The sequence below is a fragment of the Hymenobacter oligotrophus genome, assembly GCF_003574965.1.
Classification (GTDB): domain Bacteria; phylum Bacteroidota; class Bacteroidia; order Cytophagales; family Hymenobacteraceae; genus Solirubrum; species Solirubrum oligotrophum.
Map to the genome: position 1 here is coordinate 2,170,764 of NZ_CP032317.1, position 18,670 is coordinate 2,189,433.

The window sequence follows — 18,670 nt, forward strand, 5'->3', positions numbered from 1 at the left end:
AGCCGGCTATCCGTTCGCAACTAATTTGCCGGGCCGGGTGTGACAACCGGTGATGCTTGCCCGCAACTGTGGCCGGGCGGCTGCGTTGTGCCAAGTACCGCCAGCATTTGTTTAAGCTCATGAGTGGCCGCAAAAGCTGTAAATTGATCTTTCAAATCTCGAAGCCGCATTCGAACTACCACTGCCTATGCGCATATTATTTACCCTGCCCGGTACAGCGTTGCGCGGCGCTGTGCTGCGTGGCCTGCTTGCCGCGGGCTTAGGCTTGCCGTTTTCGGCCAGCGCCCAACGGGTGCTTTGGGCCGATGCTGATAGCAAGCCCCTGCCTGCCGCTGCCCGCCGCACTGCCCAAGCCCTAGGTAGGTACCGGATGGTAACGGTGCAACTGGCCAACCTGCGCGCCGCACTGGCCCCGGCGGCCAACAGCAACAATGCGCGTAGCGCTGGCCCGGTGGTGTCGTTGCCGTTGCCCGATGGCAGCTCGGGCCGGTTCCGGGTTACCGAAACGCAGGTGATGGCGCCCGCACTGGCAGCCCGCTACCCCGCCATTAAAACGTACTCCGCCCAGGGCATCGACGACCCCACGGCCACCGCCTACCTCGATGTATCGAAGGCCGGGCTGCACGCCATGATTTTGTCGGCGGGCAATACGGTGTACGTGGACCCTGCCGCCGGCGGGCCGGAACACTTGGTGTTCTACAAGCGCGACATCAACGACGCGGCGTTGGCCCGGCGTGTGTGCCTTACCCAAACAACCTCGGTGCTTAGCCGGCGGCTTGGTCCGTTGCAAGGCGGCACCGCGGCCCGCAGCAACGGTACCCAGCTGCGCACCTACCGCCTGGCCATGGCCTGCACGGGCGAGTACGCAGCCAAAAAAGGCGGCACCACCGAGGGCGCGCTGGCCGGCATTGTGGCCTCGGTAAACCGCGTAAGCGGCGTGTACGAAAAGGAGCTGTCGATTCGGCTGCAGCTGATTGGCAACACCGACCAGCTGATTTTTCTCGACCCCGCCACCGACCCGTACACCAACGAAAGCACCGAAGCCACCCTCAACACCAATCAGCAAGTAACCGACCAGCGCATTGGGCCGGCCAATTACGACATCGGCCACGTGTTTACGACCGATGGCGGCGGGCTGGCGGGCCTGGGCGTGGTGTGCATTGGCAACAACAAGGCACGCGCCACCACCGGCCTGCCCAACCCCATCGGCGACGCATTCGACATCGACTTTGTGGCGCACGAAATGGGCCACCAGTTTGGCGCCAATCACACCTTTAACAGCAACGAAGCCGGCAACTGCAACCCGGGCACCCGCGCGGGCTCGGCGGCCTACGAGCCGGGCTCCGGCTCCACCATCATGTCGTACGCGGGCATTTGCCCGCCCCAAAACCTGCAAGCCAACTCCGATGCGTATTTCCACACGTGGAGCTACGACGAAATCCTGAACCACGTAACCACCCTAGGTGCCTGCGCCAACACTGCTGGCACGGGCAACCGCCCGCCCACGGTGGATGCAGGCGCTAACTACACCATTCCGAAAGGCACCCCCTTTGAGCTGACCGGCAGCGCCGCCGACGCCGATGGCGACGCCCTCACGTACTGCTGGGAAGAGCTGGACCTAGGGCCCGCCGGCAACCCCAACCAGCCGCAGGGCAACGCGCCCATCTTCCGCTCGTTTCCGCCCACCACCAATCCTACGCGCGTATTCCCGCGCTTGAGCGCGCTGCTAAGCAACACATCTACCATTGGCGAATTGCTGCCGCAGTACGGCCGTACGCTCACCTTCCGGCTTACCGTGCGCGACAACCGCACGGGCGGGGGCGGCACTAACTATGATGCCGTAACGGTACCCGTAGCCGACAACGCCGGACCGTTTGTGGTTACGGCGCCCAACACCAACGTTACGTGGCGCACCACCGTGCCGCAGCAGGTAACCTGGGATGTGGCCAACACCACGGCGGCACCCGTAAGCGCGGCACAAGTTGATATCCTGCTTTCGGTGGATGGCGGCCTGACCTACCCTTACACGCTGGCTGCCGGGACCCCCAACGACGGCGCCGAGCAGGTAACCGTGCCTGCCGGCGTGCCGGCCTCGGGGCAAGTACGCCTGAAGGTAAAAGGCACCGGCAACGTCTTCTTCGACATTTCAAACCAAAACTTCACGCTGCAAACGCCCTCCGGCCCGGGCTTTTTCTTGTCCAGCGACTGCGCTAACAGCACGCAGGCCGTTTGCCCTGGTGCCTCGGTTAGCTGCAGCCTGAGCGTGGGCCAAGTGCTGGGTTTTGCGGGGCAGGTAGGTCTCTCGGCTACGGGAGTGCCGGCCGGCGTGAGCGTCAGCTTTGGCAGCACGCAAGTAGCGGCGGGCAGCTCCACTACCCTTGCCATTAGCTCGGCGGCTACTGCTGCAGCGGGCACCTACCCCATTACGGTGGTGGGCACCGGCGGCGGCGCTACCGAAACCCAGGTCATCAACCTGATAATCCGCAACTCGGCCAACGTGCCACCCACTTTGCAGCAGCCCGCGCCCAACTCCTTGCGTGCCTTGCCGCAGCCCACGTTCACGTGGTCGGCCATACCGGGCGCTACGTCCTACGACTTGCAGGTGGCCACCGATGCGGGCTTTAACAACGTGGTAATCAGCCAAGCGGGCCTGCAAACCAACACTTACACGGCCGCTACCGCGTTGCAGCAAAACGGCCGCTACTACTGGCGCGTGCGCGGCACGGCCGAGTGCGGCGTGGGCAACTGGTCGGCGGGCGAGCAGTTTTACGTGGGCCGCCTTGGCTGCACCACCTACGCCCCTACCAACCTGCCGCTTGCCATTGCCAACACCACCAACGCCACGGCCATTTCTACCATCACGGTGAGCAGCGCCGATGTTGTATCCGCGGTGCGGGTGCGCGACCTACGCATTACCCACCGCGACCTGGGCGAGCTGGTACTGGAGCTGCGCGGGCCCGATAACACCCGCGTGCGCCTGGCCTCGTCGCCGTGCCCGGGCAACGCCAACATCAACGCCAGCTTCGACGACGCGGCCGCCACGGGCATTGCTTGCCCCATCAACACCGGCGGCACGTACCAGCCCGAAAGCCCGCTGGCCGCCTTCCGCGGTTCGGCGGCCAACGGCCCCTGGACGCTGCACGTGCTGGATGTAGCCCCCGGCAACGCCGGCTCGCTCACCAACTGGGCGCTGGAGCTTTGCACCGTGCAAGACGCCGTAACGAGCAACCGCAGCGCCAAGCAACTGCAAGGCGTGGCGGTGTACCCCAACCCCAGCACCGGCCGCTTCGAGCTGACCATCGACAACAACCTGCGCGGTAGCCTGCAAGTGCGCGTAACCGATGCCGTGGGCCGTACTGTGCTGGCCGAGCAACTCACCAAAGGTGCCGGCCAACTGCGCCACACCCTCGACCTAGGCAAGCTAACCCAGGGCGTGTACCACCTGCAGCTGGAGCTGCCCGGCGGCGGCACCGCCATCGAAAAGCTCGTCAAACTGTAACCCCAACGCGCGTACGCCACGAACAAGCGGCGGCACCCGAGGCCGGGTGCCGCCGCTTGTTTTTGAGGCATAGCCAGCCCGTGCCCTAGGTGCCTACAACGTCAGGCGCAGCTGGGCCTTTACCTCGGAGCGCTGCGGGCCTTGTATTTCCTCGAGGCCAGAGCCTACCGTTTGCTGCCCGCGGTAGGTGGTGCTGGCGTAACGCACCCAAACCGTAACGTGGCGGCCCATTTTGTACTCGGCCAGCGCATACACGCGTGTGCCGCGGCCCGCCAGCGCCGGCACCGAAAAGGCGTAGAGCACGTCTTGCTCGTAAGCATATTGGCGGGTGTCGTAGTCGTCGGTATCGAACAGGGCGTAGCGGGCCGAGAGGCGCAGGGTGCGCAGTGGCTGCACTGCCACATCCTGCGCCAACAAGTAGCCCGTGCGCCGGGGCCCTAGGTGCTGGCGGTGGTGGGTGCCCTGCAGGCGCGTGCGCAGGCTGAGGATGGGCGTGGGGTTGGTGTCGTAGAACAGCAGCAGCGAGCGGCGCAGCGTGGGCACGGGCTCGGGCATTGGCCTTACATCGTCGGCGTCGTAGGCTTTTTGGCGGGTGCGCACCTGGGCGTAGAGCTGGCTGGTTTTGGTAGGCGAAAACGCCACGCGCACCAGCCAATCGTACCCGCGCGATGGGGCACTAACCTGGTAGCGCAACCACGGAAACCGAAACTGATCGTAGTAGGCCGACAACTCCCAGCGCGCTACCGGGCGCAGCTTCAGCCCTAGGTACAAGCCGCTCTCGTTGATGTTGCGGGTGTTTTCGCCGAAGGCGTTGCCGTAGAGCGTATGAAAGTTGCGCGCGTAATGGCGGTACAGCACGGCGGCATCCACATCGGAGCCCAGGCTGGCGAGCAAACCGTTTACGGTGCCCAGGCCACCGCTGCTGCTGCGGGCCGTTTCGCCAAACAGGCTAAGGTTGCGCCACCCGTAGCTGTAATGCGCCGATACGGCCAGGTTTTGCCGCCCGCCGAACTCGTACCGGTTGTACGGCTCGGGGCGGCGCTGCAGGGGTTGCCCAAAGGTGGTGCCCACGGCCGTAAGCCCTAGGCTGAGCTGGCTACCGGCAGGCGCAAAGCTGACGTTGCCGCCCACCACGCCCTCGCGCAGGCTGCGGCGGTTGCGGAGCTCCGAGGCCGTGCGATGGAAACCCGTCAGCAGCAATCCCGAGGCAAAATCCGTGGTTTCTTCCTCCAGCGAATCGGCCAAGGCGCTACGCAAAGTGGCGTCTACACGCTTCAGCGAGGCAAAACCGGTGAGGCGCCAGCCCGGCGCCGGCGCTACCGTGGCTGCCGCTCCGCGGAAAAACGAGCTTTCGAGCACCGAGGTGTAGGGCCTGATGCCCAGGTTGGAGCGGCGCAGCGTGGTAATGGTTTCGGCGCCTTTGCCCACCTGCAGCCCCGATGACAGCAACAAGCCTTGCCCGAACTGCAGCTGGTAATCGCCCACAATCACGGCCTTCAACTGGCCGCGCTCAAACAGCCCTAGGTGCGCCGAGTAGTAATCGAAGCCGTAGCGGCGGGTGCTGGGGCTCCAGGCAAACTGCTCGCCGGCGTCTTTCTCGGCGGCCAGGCCAACACTGAAATCGCGCGCGTGGCTAGTCCGGAAGCGCACGAGCAGCTTGTCGGGCGAGCCTAGGTAACGGCTGGAGGCGGTGCCGTTGCTGTTGAGGGTGGGCGCGGTGTACCCTTTGCGCTCCTCCAGCACCCGCTCGTAGCGCAGAAACAAAGCGTTGTTGTCTTCTTGCCGAATGCGCTGCCACAGGGGGCCGCGTACGGCGTTGCCGCTCGGCTCGCCCACCGTTGCGAAGGGCGCCAGGCGGTAAATGGTGCGCAGGTCCAGCTCGTCGATGCTTTGCAGCTCGTAGAGGCTCAGCAGGGCGCCGTTTCGCTCGCGGTGCTCGAGCAAGGCCGTAATCTGCGGCTGCGACAGTAGCAGTAGGCCGGTTAGCTCTTCGCGCGTGGCCGTGTTTAGGTTAAGCGGGGTTTGCAGGTACTGCAGCAGCGTTTCGTACAGGTCCTCGTAGGGTACTTGGTCGCTCTGCGGCTCGGCAAACAGCTCCTGCATCAGCCGGTCGAGGTCGGGGCGCTGGCGCGGGTAATCCTGCACTTGAGCCCGGGCAGGCAGCGCACCTACGGCGCTCAGCAATGCCGCCAATAGCCACGCCCCTGCCCTGTTCTGGCGTACCCATTTACCTAGGCGCCTCATGGTGCAGCTTCGGTTTTGGGCTCGAGGCGCAGACTTACGCTTATGTGCTGGCTCAGGCCAAGGGCGTTGTGCCAAGCGGCGGCGTAATCGAGGCGGGCGCGGCCGAAACGCAGCCCCAAGCCCCCGGTCATTTGCTCGGTTAGGGTGGCTACGCCGGCGCGCAAGGCCAACGCCTCCACCACCTGGTATTCGAGCCCGGCTTTAAAATCGGCGGCCTGCTCTACGTCCTTTTCAGTTTCAACCAGCAGCAGCACTTTGGGCGTAGCGCGGTAGCTCAGCCCGGCTTTTAGCACAGTAGGCACGCGCTCGGCCTGGTACTCGGCCAGGCGGGCTTGGTTGAGGTTGTAGAGGTAAGCGCCGAAGGTGAGCTTCTGCGGAATAACCTCGGCCTGACCGCCTAATGATAAAGCCACCGCACGCCGGCTACCGAGGCCCTCGATGCGCACCTGCAGCACATCGGCCCGCGCCCCCACGCTGAATAGGCCCAAGCGGTAGCCGTAGCCCACGCCGGCGCGCTGCTCGTTGTAGAGCTTGCCGCCAAAGCGCTGCAGCTCCACGCCCACCACGCCGTGCGGCGCAGCAGTGGCTGTGCTGCCCGCCGGCTGCTTACCTAGGGGCAACGCCGCCGCCAAAGCCGCGTTGCCAAACTCCGGAATCAGGAAACGGTTATCGGCATACACCGCGGCTTCGGGCCGGGTTAGGACACCTAGGCCCGCTGCGTTGTTGCCCACGGCCCACACATCGGCGAGCGTAACGGAGGCATTGCCCAAAGCAGCCGCGCGCCCGCCGCGCACGCCGGGGCCGTTGCCCTGGGCCGCGCCCAAAAGAGGTAAACACACGAATAGTAAGCCTAAGTATAGTTTTGGCATAAGCACGCACGCTACGACGCTATAAAGTTCTGAATAAGAATCGGCAACGAAAAAGCCCCGGTGCCTTTGCGGGCACCGGGGCTTTCTTACGCAGAAAACCACCTAGGGCTTACATGCCAGCCGAAGCGGCTTCGGGCTTTTTCTTCTTGGTTTTCACCTTCACTTTGGTCGACTTCGCATCGGCCGCGGGGGTGTTGGCGGCTACGCTGGCGTTCGGGTTCGGGCCGTTGTTCACAATCGTCATTTCATCCACGATGTGCTTGGCGCCGCCCAACTTCTCGATGCACCACAGCACATAGCGGATGTCGGCGTTGATGCAGCGTTTCAGATCGGGGTCGTAGGCCAGGTCGCCGGTCATGGCTTCCCAGTTGCCGTCGAAGGCCAAGCCAATCAGCTCGCCACGGCCGTTGATAACCGGCGAACCGGAGTTGCCGCCCGTAATGTCGTTATCGGTGATGAATGCGACGGGCAGGGTGCCGTTTTTGTCGGCAAAGCGGCCGAAATCTTTGGCTTGCAACAGCTGGCTTTGCTTGGCCGGCACCACAAACTCGGGGTTCGTGTTGTCTTCCTTCTCCAGAATACCCTGGCCCGTGGTGTAGTAGTTGTACTGCACGGCGTCGCGGCCTTTGTAGGCGCGCACGGTGCCGTAGCTCAGGCGCAGCGTGGAGTTGGCATCGGGCGAGTACACCTTGTTGGCGTTCTTCTGGCGCAAGGCCGCCACGTACAGGCGGTTGGCGCGCACCAAGCTGGCTTGCAGGGCCTGCGTTTTGGGCAGGATGTTCTGCAGGTAGTTCGAGTACACCGACTGGAAGGTTTTGAAGGCCGGATCGGCCTCCAGCTTAGCAGCCGTGGGCGCGGCCAGGAAGGCCTCTACCTTGGCTTTCGAAGTCAGCAGCGAGTTGCCGAACACGTAGTCGGCGTACTTCGGCATCGAGCCGCCGTACTGCTTCTGCACCGTCTGGAACACGTCGGGCTGCTGCTCCTTGGCCACATCCTGCATGTACAAACCTAGGAGCGCGGCAAACACCTTCTTGTCGGTAGCGGCGCTGTAGTCCTTAAAGTGCTCGGCCACGGGCTCTTTCAAGTCCTCGGTGGCTTTTTGCACGGCGGCTTTGTCGGTGCCTTTCAGGGCCTGGTACAGCGGCATCATGCGCGAGGCCAAGGTCAGGATTTCGGTGCCGAAGGCAGCTTCGTTTACGTACTGGCTGCTCAGGTTGTACTGGCGCAGGCCTTCGTACGCCTGGTTGATGTCCTGCAGCACGGTGCCGTACTGCTGCTGACGCGCGGGGTCGGCAGCAATCCACTGAGCCAGGGCAGCCTCTTCGCCTTTCTTCTGATCAACGGTTTTCAGGCGCTTCATGCCTTCGTTCTGGCCGATGAAGTACTTCCAGTAGTTGGCAATGCTGGCATATTTCGAGGCGTAGGCAAGGCGCAGGGCCGGGTCGCGGTCCATGTCTTCTTTCCACAGCTTCAGGCGGGTGTCGCGTAGCTTAATGCGGGCCGGGTTGCTCTGGTCGAGTGTCATTTGCAAGCCAGCTGCGGGCAAAAAGCGCTGCGTGCGGCCCGGGAAACCAAACACCATCGAGAAGTCGCCTTCGCTTACGCCTTGCAGGCTCACGGGCAGGTGCTTCTTGGGGATGTAGGGCACGTTGTCGGCCGCAAAGCCGGCGGTCGGCTTGTTGTCTTTGGAGGCGTACACCCGGAACAGCGAGAAGTCGCCGGTGTGGCGGGGCCACATCCAGTTGTCGGTGTCGCCGCCAAACTTGCCTACCGCTTCGGGCGGAGCACCCACCAGGCGCACATCGCCGAAGCGCTGGTACACGAACAGGTAGAACTCGTTGCCGGCAAACATGTCGCGCACATAAGCCACGTACTGGCCGTTTTCTTTGGCTGCGTTGGCCAGCTCGCGCTGGCGCTGCTGCACCAGCTGGGTGCGCTCGGCCTCGGGGGTTTGGGGCGTAATGCCCTCCAGCACCTTGCCGCTTACGTCCTCCATGCGCACCAGAATATCCACGAACAAGCCGGGGTTGGCTTTTTCGTCGGCGCGGGTTTGGGCGTAAAAGCCGTTTTGCAGAATGTTGTTCTGCGTGGTGCTGTGGCTCTGAATGGCGTCGTAGCCGCAGTGGTGGTTGGTGAGCAGCAAGCCTTCTTTCGACACGAACTCGCCGGTGCAGAAGCCGCCCAACTGCACGATGGCATCCTTGAGCGAGGCGTTGTTCACGTCGTAAATTTCTTCGGGCGTAAGCTTGAGGCCCTTCTTCTGCATGTCGGCGTGGTTGAGGCGCTTAACCAGCAAGGGTAGCCACATGCCTTCGTCGGCGCGGGCCACGGCGGGCAGCAACAGCGCCAGCAGCAGGCCTTTCAGCCAGGAACGTTTGAGCATTGGTGGGAGGATAGAATGTGGTGAAAAGAGTGGAAATTGCCCTGGACAACCCCGAATCAAACTTACGAAGCCGGGCGTTGACACCCTAACGCTCGTTCGGCACGGCCCGGCGGGTACTTCAGCAACACCGCCCGTGGCAGCCCTGTTCAAACACTTTTTCCTGGCTTTGGTGTGGGTGTATCGGCACTTGATTTCGCCGCTCAAGCCCGCCACCTGCCGCTACACGCCCACTTGCTCGGCCTACGCCACCGAGGCCCTGCGGCGGCACGGCCCGTGGCGCGGCGGCTGGCTGGCGCTGCGCCGCATTGGGCGCTGCCACCCGTGGGGCGGCTTCGGCCACGACCCTGTTCCGGAGAAATAAGCCGCTGGCACCTAGGGCTGCATGCCCAGGCCTGTTTCTTGGCCCTAGGTGGGGCGTTTGCGTATAGCCGCTTGGTATGCCCGCTGGCCGGGCGTTTTACTGGCACTATCCGCAACGCACATGAACCGACTACTGGCGGGCCTGCTCAGCATGGCTCTACTTGGCTCCACAGGCTGTTCCGAAGCACAAAACGAACAAGCCGAAGGCAAAGGCAAAAAAGGGAAAGGCGGCAAGAAAAAAGATAAAACCGAAGCCCTGAGCCCCATAGCTGGCCTCACGAAGGTGGGCACCATGCCCAGCGAAGTGCCCGAAAGCTCGGGCTTGGCGCGCGGACCCGAGGCCGGCACTTACTACACGCACGGCGACACGCGCAGCCCCGGCGGCGGCCCCTCGATTTACCTGGTGCGCGAAAACGGCCAACTCGTACGCCGCATTGAGTTGCAAGGCGTGCAGCAGCAGGATTGGGAGTCGGTGTCGCAGGACACGCAGGGCCGCCTGTACCTGGCCGATACCGGCAACAACGGCAACGACCGCCAAGACCTGGCCATTTACCGCGTCGACCCCAAAAATCTAGGGCAGGTCAGCAAAATCCAGTTTGCGTACCCCGACCAAAAAGAGTTTCCGCCGGCCAAAGAGGAGCGTAACTTCGACGTGGAAGCCTCCTTGTGGCACAACGGCCGCATTTACCTCTTCACCCGCGACCGGGGCAACGACCGCACCAGCAAAATCTACAGCCTCGATGCCAACGGCCCCGCCCGCCAAACGGCGCAACGCGTGGCCGAGCTAACGCTGCCCGGCCAGGTAACCGACGCCGCGCTCAGCCCCGATGGCTCGCGCCTGGTGCTGCTGGGCCGCGAGCAAATTTTTGTGGGCGCGGTGAACGGCGGCAATTTTGGCGCAGTCAAAATGAAGGCCGTGGAGTTAAACGGCGCCGGCCAAACCGAGGGCGTGGTGTTCATCGACAACAACACCGTACTCATCAGCAGCGAGCAGGGCGCGTTGTACCGTTATCAGCTATAAAATATCGGCTGTCAGTTATCAGATTTTGATTTTTCACCCAGGGCCGCGCGCCCGTGGCTGAGCTACCGCCGCTTGCCGTGCTCCAATTGGCCCTAGGTGCCCTGTGCGCGGCCGGCACCTAGGGCCTTGGCGTTGGCAAGAGCCGCCGATTACTTCTAGCCAACCGCTAATAGCTGCTCCCTAACTGCTGACAACTGACCGCTAATAACTAACATTGTACCGCAGCCGCTTGGGGCTGTTTTCCTCTTTTTTCCTCCTTTTTCTTATGAGTAACACTGCCGTTACCACCCTGCGCGCCGGCGTTCTGCACGGCGACGAGGTTCAACAGCTGTTCGAATACGCCAAGGCGAACGGCTTTGCCCTGCCCGCCGTCAACGTAACGGGTACCGACACGGTAAACGCCGTGCTCGAAACCGCCGCGGCCGTCAGCTCGCCGGTTATCATTCAGTTCTCGAACGGTGGTGCGCAGTTCTTCGCCGGTAAGGGTGCGCCCAACGACAAGCAGCAGGCCAGCATTGCCGGCGCTGTTTCGGGGGCTATGCACGTGCACCAAATGGCCGAGCTGTACGGCGTGCCCGTAATTCTGCACACCGACCACGCCGCCAAAAAGCTGCTGCCCTGGATCGACGGCATGCTCGAGGCTGGCGAAAAGTACTTCGCCCAGCACGGCCGCCCGCTGTTCAGCTCGCACATGATCGACTTGTCGGAGGAGCCGATTGAGGAGAACATCGAGATCTGCAAGGAGTACCTGGCCCGCATGGATAAGCTGGGCATGACGCTGGAAATCGAGCTGGGCGTAACCGGCGGCGAGGAAGACGGCGTCGACAACTCCGGTGTTGATTCGAGCAAGCTGTACACCCAGCCTTCGGAAGTGGCCTACGCCTACGAGGAACTGCTGAAGGTGAGCCCGCGCTTTACCATTGCCGCTGCTTTCGGCAACGTGCACGGCGTGTACAAGCCCGGCAACGTAAAGCTGCAGCCCGTTATCCTGAAGAACTCGCAGGAGTACGTGAAGGAGAAGTTTGGCTTGCAGGAGGCCCTGCCGATCAACTTCGTGTTCCACGGCGGCTCGGGCTCGTCGCAGGAAGAAATCCGCGAGGCCATCAGCTACGGCGCTATCAAAATGAACATCGACACCGACTTGCAGTGGGCGTTCTGGGACGGCATCAAGAACTTCTATAAGAAGAATGAAGCCTACCTGCAAGGCCAGATCGGCAACCCCACCGGCGACGACGCCCCCAACAAGAAATACTACGATCCGCGCGTGTGGCTGCGCGAAGGCGAAAAGACGTTCGTGGAGCGCCTCAAGCAAGCCTTCGACGACCTGAACGCCCTGAACCGCCGGCCCTAGGTCTGGCTGTCATGTCGAGCGACGCGAGACATCTGGGTCAGAAAACCTGCCGTGTTTACCCAGATGTTTCGCGTCGCTCGACATGACAATAAAAAGCCCCGCTGGAGCAATCCGGCGGGGCTTTTTGTTGGGGCCTAGGTGCCCTATCGTTTCATCTGCACGGGCAGTGGCTTGTTGGTGTTGGCGGTGGCCTCCGAACCCAGGTCGCGCGGGGCATCTTCGGGGCGGCCAGGGCGTTTTTTGGCCGTGAAGAGCACGTACAGCCCCACCAAAATCAGCGGAATGCTCAGCAGCTGGCCCATGTTCAGGGGCAGCCGGTCTTCGAAAGCTTCTTGGTTTTCCTTCAGGAACTCCACCAGCAGGCGGAACGTGAAGAGCAGCGTTACGAACAAGCCGAACAACAAACCGCGCGGGGTTTGCTCTTTGTAGCGGTTCCAGAGCCAATACAGCAGCACAAACAGAAACAGGCAAAACAGCGCCTCGTAAATCTGGGTGGGGTGGCGCAGTTCGTTCGGGATGTTGCCGGCCACGTGGTGAATTTCGTTGTAGCGCGCAAACTTAAACGCCCACGGCACGTCGGTTTGGCGGCCGATGATTTCGGAATTCATCAGGTTGCCCAGGCGAATGCACATGCCGCCCGTGGCCACCACAATCACAATGCGGTCGAGCACCCACAGGTAATCGAACTTGTTGTTGCGCGCAAACAGCCACACAGCCAGCAAAATACCGATGGTGGCGCCGTGGCTGGCCAAGCCGCCTTCCCAAATCTTCAGGATTTCGCCGGGGTGCGCCAGGTAATAATCGGCGTCGTAAAAGAACACGTGCCCGAGGCGTGCGCCCAGCACCGTGCCGATGAGCATGTAAATGGTAATGACATCGACCCAACGCGGCGACACCCGCTCGGCTTTGTAGATGTGCGTGAGGATGAACGAGCCGATGATGAAGCCCAACGCAAACAGCAGGCCGTACCAACGCAGCGTGAGCGGCCCGAGCTGGGCCAAAATGGGCGAAATATCCCAGGTGATATAAGCAAGCATAGGCACTTTGGCGCAAGGTGTCGGACAAAAGTAGGGGCGCGTTGCACGCGCCCGCCACAAAGAACGACTATCCGGGGAAAAATTACAGGCCCGAGCCGCTAAACGCCCCGGGCCTGCGGGTAAAAGTAGCAGACGTTGCGCGGGTAGCCCTAGGTGCCTTGGGGCGCGGGGCCAGTGGGCAGCCTACGGGGTGCTGCTGCGCGCTGTTGTTTTCGCGCCCGAGTACACCAAGCGGGCGCGTGCAACGTGCCCCTACAGGGCTTTCAGCTCGTCGGCAAAACCGCCGCTCAAAATGGGGAAGCGCAGCCAGGAGCGCGGGTCGAGGTTGTAGTCGTCGAGGTGAAACGAGGGCGCGTACCGCTCACGCTTCCACTGGTTGCGGCTCCAGAGCTGGTAAAAGCGCTGCACGTATGTTTTCAGCTGCTCCGCCTCCACGTTGTCGACCTCGGCACCTAGGCGCTCCAGCACCTGCTGCGGACTGAGGCGCTCGTAGAACGCCAGCCGCTCGATGCGGTTGAGCAGCGGGTACGGCATCAGGTCGCGCTCGTCGGTTTGTTTGTCTTCGAGGGGGCGCAGCTCGGCGGTGGGCGCCAGGTTGTTTACGCGGTGCAGGCCGGGGTAGCCCAGCTCGGCTTCGGCCCACACCAGCCACTGCTTCACAAACGCCTTATCGACGCCGGCAATGGGCGAAATGCTGCCCGCGGTGTCGCCGTCCATGGTGCAGTAGCCCACGGCTGCTTCGGAGCGGTTGGAGGTGGTAATCAGCAGGCAGTTTTGCACGTTGGCCAGCATCCATATGCTGGGGGCGCGCACCCGGGCCTGAATGTTCTGCAGCGTGAGGTCGTCGGTTTTCCACGTTAGCTCCCGACCTAGGGCCTGCTCGATTTTGTGGGTATAGCCCTTTACTTCCTGGTCGATATCCCAGCTGAAAAACACGGCGCCCACGTTCTCGGCTACCTCCTTGGCCGAGAGGTACGTATCGTCGGAGGAGTTGACGGTGCCTTGGTACGCGCAAGTAAGCAGCCGGCGCGTAAGCTGCTGGTTGAGCGTGAGGCGCTCGTGGCCGGTAACCTGCTCGGCAGGGTGCGACACCGCCTGCACGCGCGTGCCGGCATCGGAGGTGGCAGCGGCCTCGATGGGCGCGGCGCCCGGCAGCTGCCCCTGCGCCACGGCAACCCGAATGTCGTCGTCGGAGAAATTGCCGGCTTTGCGCATAAACTCCTCCACGCCAAGCTCCTGCACGCCCAGGCGCACCATTTCGGCCACCCCTACGGCGCACATGCACGAGTCGGCACCGCCCGAAAGGCTCAGCACAAAGCCTTTGCTGCGTGCTTTGCGCAGGTAATCGAACAGGGCCAGGCTCAGGGCTTGGTTTAGCTCGCGGTACTCGTCGGGCGTAGGCAGCGGGGTAATTTCCTGTGTAACGGCAGTCTCCCGGCTGAAATCAACGTCGGCATACTCCAGGTCTACGTTCTTGAAGCTCAGCAGCTGGTTGCGCTTGATGAGCTGGCCGTTGCGCGCAATCAGGATTTCGCCGTCGTAGGTAATGCGGCCGGCCTCGTTGCCGAGCAGGTTGGCGTAGAGGTACGTCACCTGGTAATCGCGCGAGCCTTTCAGCACCAGTTGATAGCGCACGTCGGTTTTGCTCATGGCAAAGTGCGAGGCCGATGGGTTCACGATCAGTTGCACGCCCCTGGGTTTCAGGCGGCCGGCGGGTCGGTCGGCAGCGGGGCGCCAAGCGTCCTCGCATATTTCAAAGCCAAACCGCACGCCCAGGTGCTCAAACACCAAGTCGCCGATGGTGTACTCCTCGCCTTGGTAGCTGAACGTACCCGTGGTACCGGGCCGCCACGAGGTAAAAAACCGAGGCTCGTAGTGCACGCCGTCGTTGGCCAGAAACTGCTTGGCCGCAAAACCCAATACCTCGCGGTTGCGAATTACGCAGGCCGTGTTATACGTTTGGCCGCTCAGGCGCACGGGTAAGCCTACGCACACCACCATGTTGGGGTCGGTGCACCACTGGCGCACCTGCTGCAAGTAACCTAGGGCCGCCTCGCTCAGCCAATCGTGCAAAAACAAATCCTCGCAGCCGTAGCCCGTAAGGCACAGCTCGGGCAGGCACAACAGCTCTACTTGCGCATCCTGGGCCTGTTGAATGGCTTCTTGGATGTTGCGCAGGTTGTTTTGCCAATCAATGGGCGTTTGGTTGAGGGCAGCACCGGCAAGTCGCATAGGCTTGAAGCAGGAATGGTGGAAACGTGCTGCAAGTAACTCCAAATGGCCGAGTCGGGTTGTGCAAACCGCTACACTCGTTGTCATTGCGAGGACGAAGGACATTCCGCGCATCAAGCGGCGTCAATCGGTCCTGAACTGGGCAGAGCCATTCCCTTAGCACTAAGCGAAATCGCCCTAGAACAGTAGCGCGGGCTTTGGCTACGCCGACCTGCGGTTGTAGTCCGCGTCCTTAGATAGTGATTTCCGTTTCCGGACCTAGGGATACAGCCCGCGTTTGCTAGAACGGCTGGCGTCAGGGCAGTTCCGCGCGGAACCACTCGTCCATGCCAACGCGGGCTGAACCGCAGGAAGGAGTAGCCAAGCCCGCGCTACACGTGCTGCCCGCAACGATTAAGGTTGCTATCCGGGGACGCGGACTACAACCGCAGGTCGGCGTAGCCAAAGCCCGCGCTACATTTCGCTTGCTGCTAGGTGAACAAGGGTGTCCTGCCCAGGACCGATTGACGCCGCTTGATGCGCAGAATGTCGTGCCTCCTCGCAATGACAGCGGGCGCGAGCGGTTTGCTACATACCTAGGGCATCCAACGCACGCTCGGCGGCTTGTTGCTCGGCTTGCTTTTTCGAGAGGCCCATGCCCGTAGCCACGGCCTCGTCGTCAATCAGCACCGTGGCCGAAAACTCCATTACGCCGCCGGTGCGCTGCTCACCGTTCAGCTCGTAGCGCACGGCTTTGCCGTGGCGCTGGGCCCACTCAATCAGCTTACTCTTGAAATTGGCCGTGGTGCTCACCAGCGCCTTCACATCCACGAACGGACGAATCAGGCGCTTCAGCACAAACTGTCGGGCGGCTTCGTAGCCGTGGTCGAGGTAAACGGCGCCCACCAAGGCCTCCAGGGCGTTGCCGTTTACGGAACGCGAGCGGGCAGAGCGGCTCTGGCCGGCATCGAGCTGCACCAGCGCATCGAGACCAATTTTGAGGGCCAGTTGGTTCATGCTTTCGCGGTTGACGATGCGCGAGCGTACCTCCGTTAGGAAGCCTTCGGGCTCGTACGGAAACTTGCGAAACAGGAATTCGGCCACCACTGCGCCCAGCACGGCATCGCCCAAAAACTCCAGCCGCTCGTTCGAGAGGTGCCGGGTTTGGCCGGGTTGCTGCCGCACCATGGAAGCGTGCGTAAATGCCAGCCGGTACAAACGCACGTTGCCCGGCGCACGGCCCGTTACGGAAGCAATGGCTTGCCGAAACTGACGGTCGTGGCCGAGCAAACGGCGAAAGAAACCGAACAGCGGGAGCGTACGGCCGCTGCGCTGTACCATAAGCGTAGTTGGTATCGGGTACTGGGTATTGGGTAGCGGGCGTGTATGCCTGGGTACGCAACCATCGATTGTCCTGATGCTTACTTACCCTCTACCCATTACCGTCTCTAGTCGCGAAGCTTGCCGAACACCACCGAGGTGTTGTGCCCGCCAAACCCGAACGTATTGCTGAGGACAATGTTCACCTCGCGCTGCTGGGCTTGGTTGAAGGTAAAGTTCAGGCGCGGATCCAGCTCCGGGTCGTCGGTAAAGTGGTTGATGGTAGGCGGCACCAGGCTGTGCTCCATGGCCAGAATGCTGGCCACGGCCTCGATGGCTCCGGCGCCACCCAGCAGGTGGCCCGTCATGCTCTTCGTCGACGAAATGTTCAGGTCGTAAATGGCGTCGCCGAATACTTTCTGAATGGCCTTCACCTCGGCGCCGTCGCCCAGGGGCGTGCTGGTGCCGTGGGTGTTGATGTAGTCCACGTCGGCGGGGGTAATGCCGGCGTCGCGCAGGGCCATATTCAGCACCAGCATCACACCGTTGCCCTCGGGGTCGGGCGCGGTGAGGTGGTACGCATCGGCCGACATGCCGCCACCGAGCACCTCGGCGTAAATTTTAGCACCGCGCGCTTTGGCGTGCTCCAGATCCTCCAGGATGAGGGCGCCGGCGCCTTCGCCCAGCACAAAACCGTCCCGATCCTTATCGTAGGGGCGCGAGGCCGTTTCGGCGGCATCGTTGCGCTCCGACAACGCCTTGAGGGCGTTGAAACCACCGATACCGGCTTCCGTTACGGCGGCTTCGGAGCCACCGGTCACAATCACGTCGGCATAGCCGAGGCGGATGTAGTTGAAGGCATCGATGATGGAGTTCGACGACGAGGCGCAGGCCGATACCGTAACGAAGTTGGGGCCGCGGAAACCGTGCTTCATCGAAATATGTCCCGACGCGATGTCGGCAATCATTTTCGGGATGAAGAACGGGTTGAAGCGCGGGGTGCCGTCGCCTTTGGCAAAGGCCACGCACTCCTCCTGGAAGGTGCGCAGGCCGCCAATGCCCGAACCCCAGATAACGCCCACGCGGTCTTTGTTTACGGCCCCATCGGCCAAGCCGGCTTCGGCAATGGCCTGGTCGGCGGCTACCACGGCAAACTGCGAAAACAAATCCAGCTTGCGGCCTTCCTTGCGTTCGAAGAAATTGTCGGCGTTGTAGCCCTTCACTTCGCAGGCAAAGCGGGTTTTGAACTTGCTGGCGTCGAAGCGCGTGATGGGGCCGGCCCCACTAACGCCGCGCGACAAACCGTCCCAGTACGCGGCAACCGTGTTGCCAAGGGGGGTAATGGCTCCGAGACCAGTAACAACAACTCTCCGTAGCGCCATAAAAAGGGTGCGAAGGGATAAAGGAGGGGAAAGAAAAACGGCCGGCGCGGGCCGGCCGGCAAAGCGGTTGGTGCTTTAGCGAGGTAAAGATGCCTTATTTGGCGTGTTCTTCGAGGTAAGCAATAGCCTGGCCCACGGTGCCGATGTTCTCAGCCTGATCGTCGGGGATGCTTACGTTGAATTCTTTTTCGAATTCCATGATAAGCTCAACCGTGTCCAGCGAGTCAGCGCCGAGGTCGTTGGTGAAGCTGGCCTCCGGGGTAACTTCCGACGGCTCTACGCCCAGCTTGTCAACGATAATGCTTTTTACTTTTTCTGCGATTTCAGACATTTCCGTGGGGTTTAAAGAAAACTCGGCACAAATAACACCATCTTCGGCAACATTGTCAAACCGGACGAGGTGAATTGCCCAAGTGCCCGCGCTGGTTAAGCCCCGCCAACTCCGTAGTTTTGCGCCGCGCGCCAGGCTGCTTTTTGCCTATGAAAACCCTTACCCTCGACTGCGACTACGATTGCGACTTCGACCTGTTCGGCGTGGTGTCGTCGAGCCGGGACCATAAGCTGGCCTGGACGCTCAACCAGGCCCTGCGCCTGCGTTTGGTGAAGCAACAAGACCTGATTCTGGACCTGCTCACCCGTGGGCGCCTGGTTATCAGCAACTACCTGCACGCCACCGAAACGGCTACCCTGCGCCTGCTGCGCAACCGCTCCCTCGACCCCTCGCCGCTGCAAAAACACTTTCTGGCGCCCGACATCAAGGAGTACGACTACCTGATACAGGTACAAAACGGCACCGGCGCCCTCGACCCCGACGCTTTGCTCGAGCGTTTGGCTGCCTTGCCGGCGGTGCAGTACGTGTGCCGCTTCGACCCGAATAACCTCAAGTTCAAAGAAAACTTGCTCTTTTAGGGGCCGGTTGCCGCTTGGCTGCCGCCCTACTACCTTGCTGCCTCACCCAGCGCAGGACCTTTCTCTCGCCGTAGTTGCCTTTGC

The 18,670-nt window shown here is 62.1% G+C and carries 13 protein-coding genes; 5 read left to right on the forward strand and 8 right to left on the reverse strand.

The window, feature by feature from the left end; genetic code table 11:
* Positions 1–187: 187 nt before the first annotated feature.
* Positions 188–3,499 (forward strand): reprolysin-like metallopeptidase, encoded by a 3,312-nt coding sequence (locus D3Y59_RS09275; RefSeq protein ID WP_119444801.1) that lies wholly within the window; start codon positions 188–190, stop codon positions 3,497–3,499.
* 93 nt (positions 3,500–3,592) lie between these two features.
* Here the strand turns inward: D3Y59_RS09275 and D3Y59_RS09280 are convergent, their stop codons facing one another.
* The 3 genes from D3Y59_RS09280 to D3Y59_RS09290 form a co-directional block, all read right to left on the reverse strand.
* Positions 3,593–5,743 carry a ComEA family DNA-binding protein gene (locus tag D3Y59_RS09280; protein WP_119444802.1) on the reverse strand — a complete coding sequence of 717 codons (2,151 nt, stop codon included), beginning with the start codon at positions 5,741–5,743 and terminating at the stop codon, positions 3,593–3,595.
* On the reverse strand, positions 5,740–6,582 hold the full coding sequence (locus D3Y59_RS09285) for a hypothetical protein (protein ID WP_162910663.1): 843 nt from the start codon (positions 6,580–6,582) through the stop codon (positions 5,740–5,742). The genes D3Y59_RS09280 and D3Y59_RS09285 overlap by 4 nt, the downstream gene beginning before the upstream one ends.
* Before the next feature lie 139 nt (positions 6,583–6,721).
* Positions 6,722–8,995 (reverse strand): S46 family peptidase, encoded by a 2,274-nt coding sequence (locus tag D3Y59_RS09290; protein ID WP_119444804.1) that lies wholly within the window; start codon positions 8,993–8,995, stop codon positions 6,722–6,724.
* 133 nt (positions 8,996–9,128) lie between these two features.
* On the opposite strand from D3Y59_RS09290, the gene yidD reads away from it, so the two are divergent.
* The 3 genes from yidD to fbaA all read left to right on the forward strand — a co-directional run bounded on the left by yidD (position 9,129) and on the right by fbaA (position 11,727).
* Positions 9,129–9,356, forward strand: a complete 228-nt coding sequence (yidD, locus tag D3Y59_RS18570) for a membrane protein insertion efficiency factor YidD (protein ID WP_240410322.1) — start codon at positions 9,129–9,131, stop codon at positions 9,354–9,356.
* Between the two features lie 120 nt (positions 9,357–9,476).
* Positions 9,477–10,376, forward strand: coding sequence for an SdiA-regulated/phytase-like domain-containing protein (locus D3Y59_RS09300; RefSeq protein WP_119444806.1), 900 nt, complete (start codon positions 9,477–9,479; stop codon positions 10,374–10,376).
* A gap of 265 nt (positions 10,377–10,641) precedes the next feature.
* Positions 10,642–11,727 (forward strand): class II fructose-bisphosphate aldolase, encoded by a 1,086-nt coding sequence (gene fbaA, locus D3Y59_RS09305; protein ID WP_119444807.1) that lies wholly within the window; start codon positions 10,642–10,644, stop codon positions 11,725–11,727.
* Between the two features lie 143 nt (positions 11,728–11,870).
* Here the strand turns inward: fbaA and lgt are convergent, their stop codons facing one another.
* From lgt to D3Y59_RS09330, 5 genes are all read right to left on the reverse strand, one after another.
* Positions 11,871–12,764: a prolipoprotein diacylglyceryl transferase gene (lgt, locus tag D3Y59_RS09310; RefSeq protein WP_119444808.1), complete on the reverse strand. Its 894-nt coding sequence runs from the start codon at positions 12,762–12,764 to the stop codon at positions 11,871–11,873.
* Positions 12,765–13,016: 252 nt separating this feature from the next.
* Positions 13,017–14,996 carry an NAD(+) synthase gene (nadE, locus tag D3Y59_RS09315; RefSeq protein ID WP_119444809.1) on the reverse strand — a complete coding sequence of 660 codons (1,980 nt, stop codon included), beginning with the start codon at positions 14,994–14,996 and terminating at the stop codon, positions 13,017–13,019.
* 567 nt (positions 14,997–15,563) lie between these two features.
* Positions 15,564–16,316 (reverse strand): ribonuclease III, encoded by a 753-nt coding sequence (gene rnc / locus D3Y59_RS09320; protein ID WP_119444810.1) that lies wholly within the window; start codon positions 16,314–16,316, stop codon positions 15,564–15,566.
* Positions 16,317–16,423: 107 nt separating this feature from the next.
* Complete coding sequence (gene fabF, locus D3Y59_RS09325; RefSeq protein WP_119444811.1) at positions 16,424–17,677, reverse strand: beta-ketoacyl-ACP synthase II; 1,254 nt, start codon at positions 17,675–17,677, stop codon at positions 16,424–16,426.
* Between the two features lie 94 nt (positions 17,678–17,771).
* Positions 17,772–18,008, reverse strand: a complete 237-nt coding sequence (locus D3Y59_RS09330) for an acyl carrier protein (protein WP_059067513.1) — start codon at positions 18,006–18,008, stop codon at positions 17,772–17,774.
* 149 nt (positions 18,009–18,157) lie between these two features.
* Here D3Y59_RS09330 and D3Y59_RS09335 point away from each other — a divergent pair, with 149 nt between their 5' ends.
* On the forward strand, positions 18,158–18,586 hold the full coding sequence (locus D3Y59_RS09335; protein ID WP_119444812.1) for an IPExxxVDY family protein: 429 nt from the start codon (positions 18,158–18,160) through the stop codon (positions 18,584–18,586).
* The last annotated feature ends 84 nt before the right edge of the window (positions 18,587–18,670 follow it).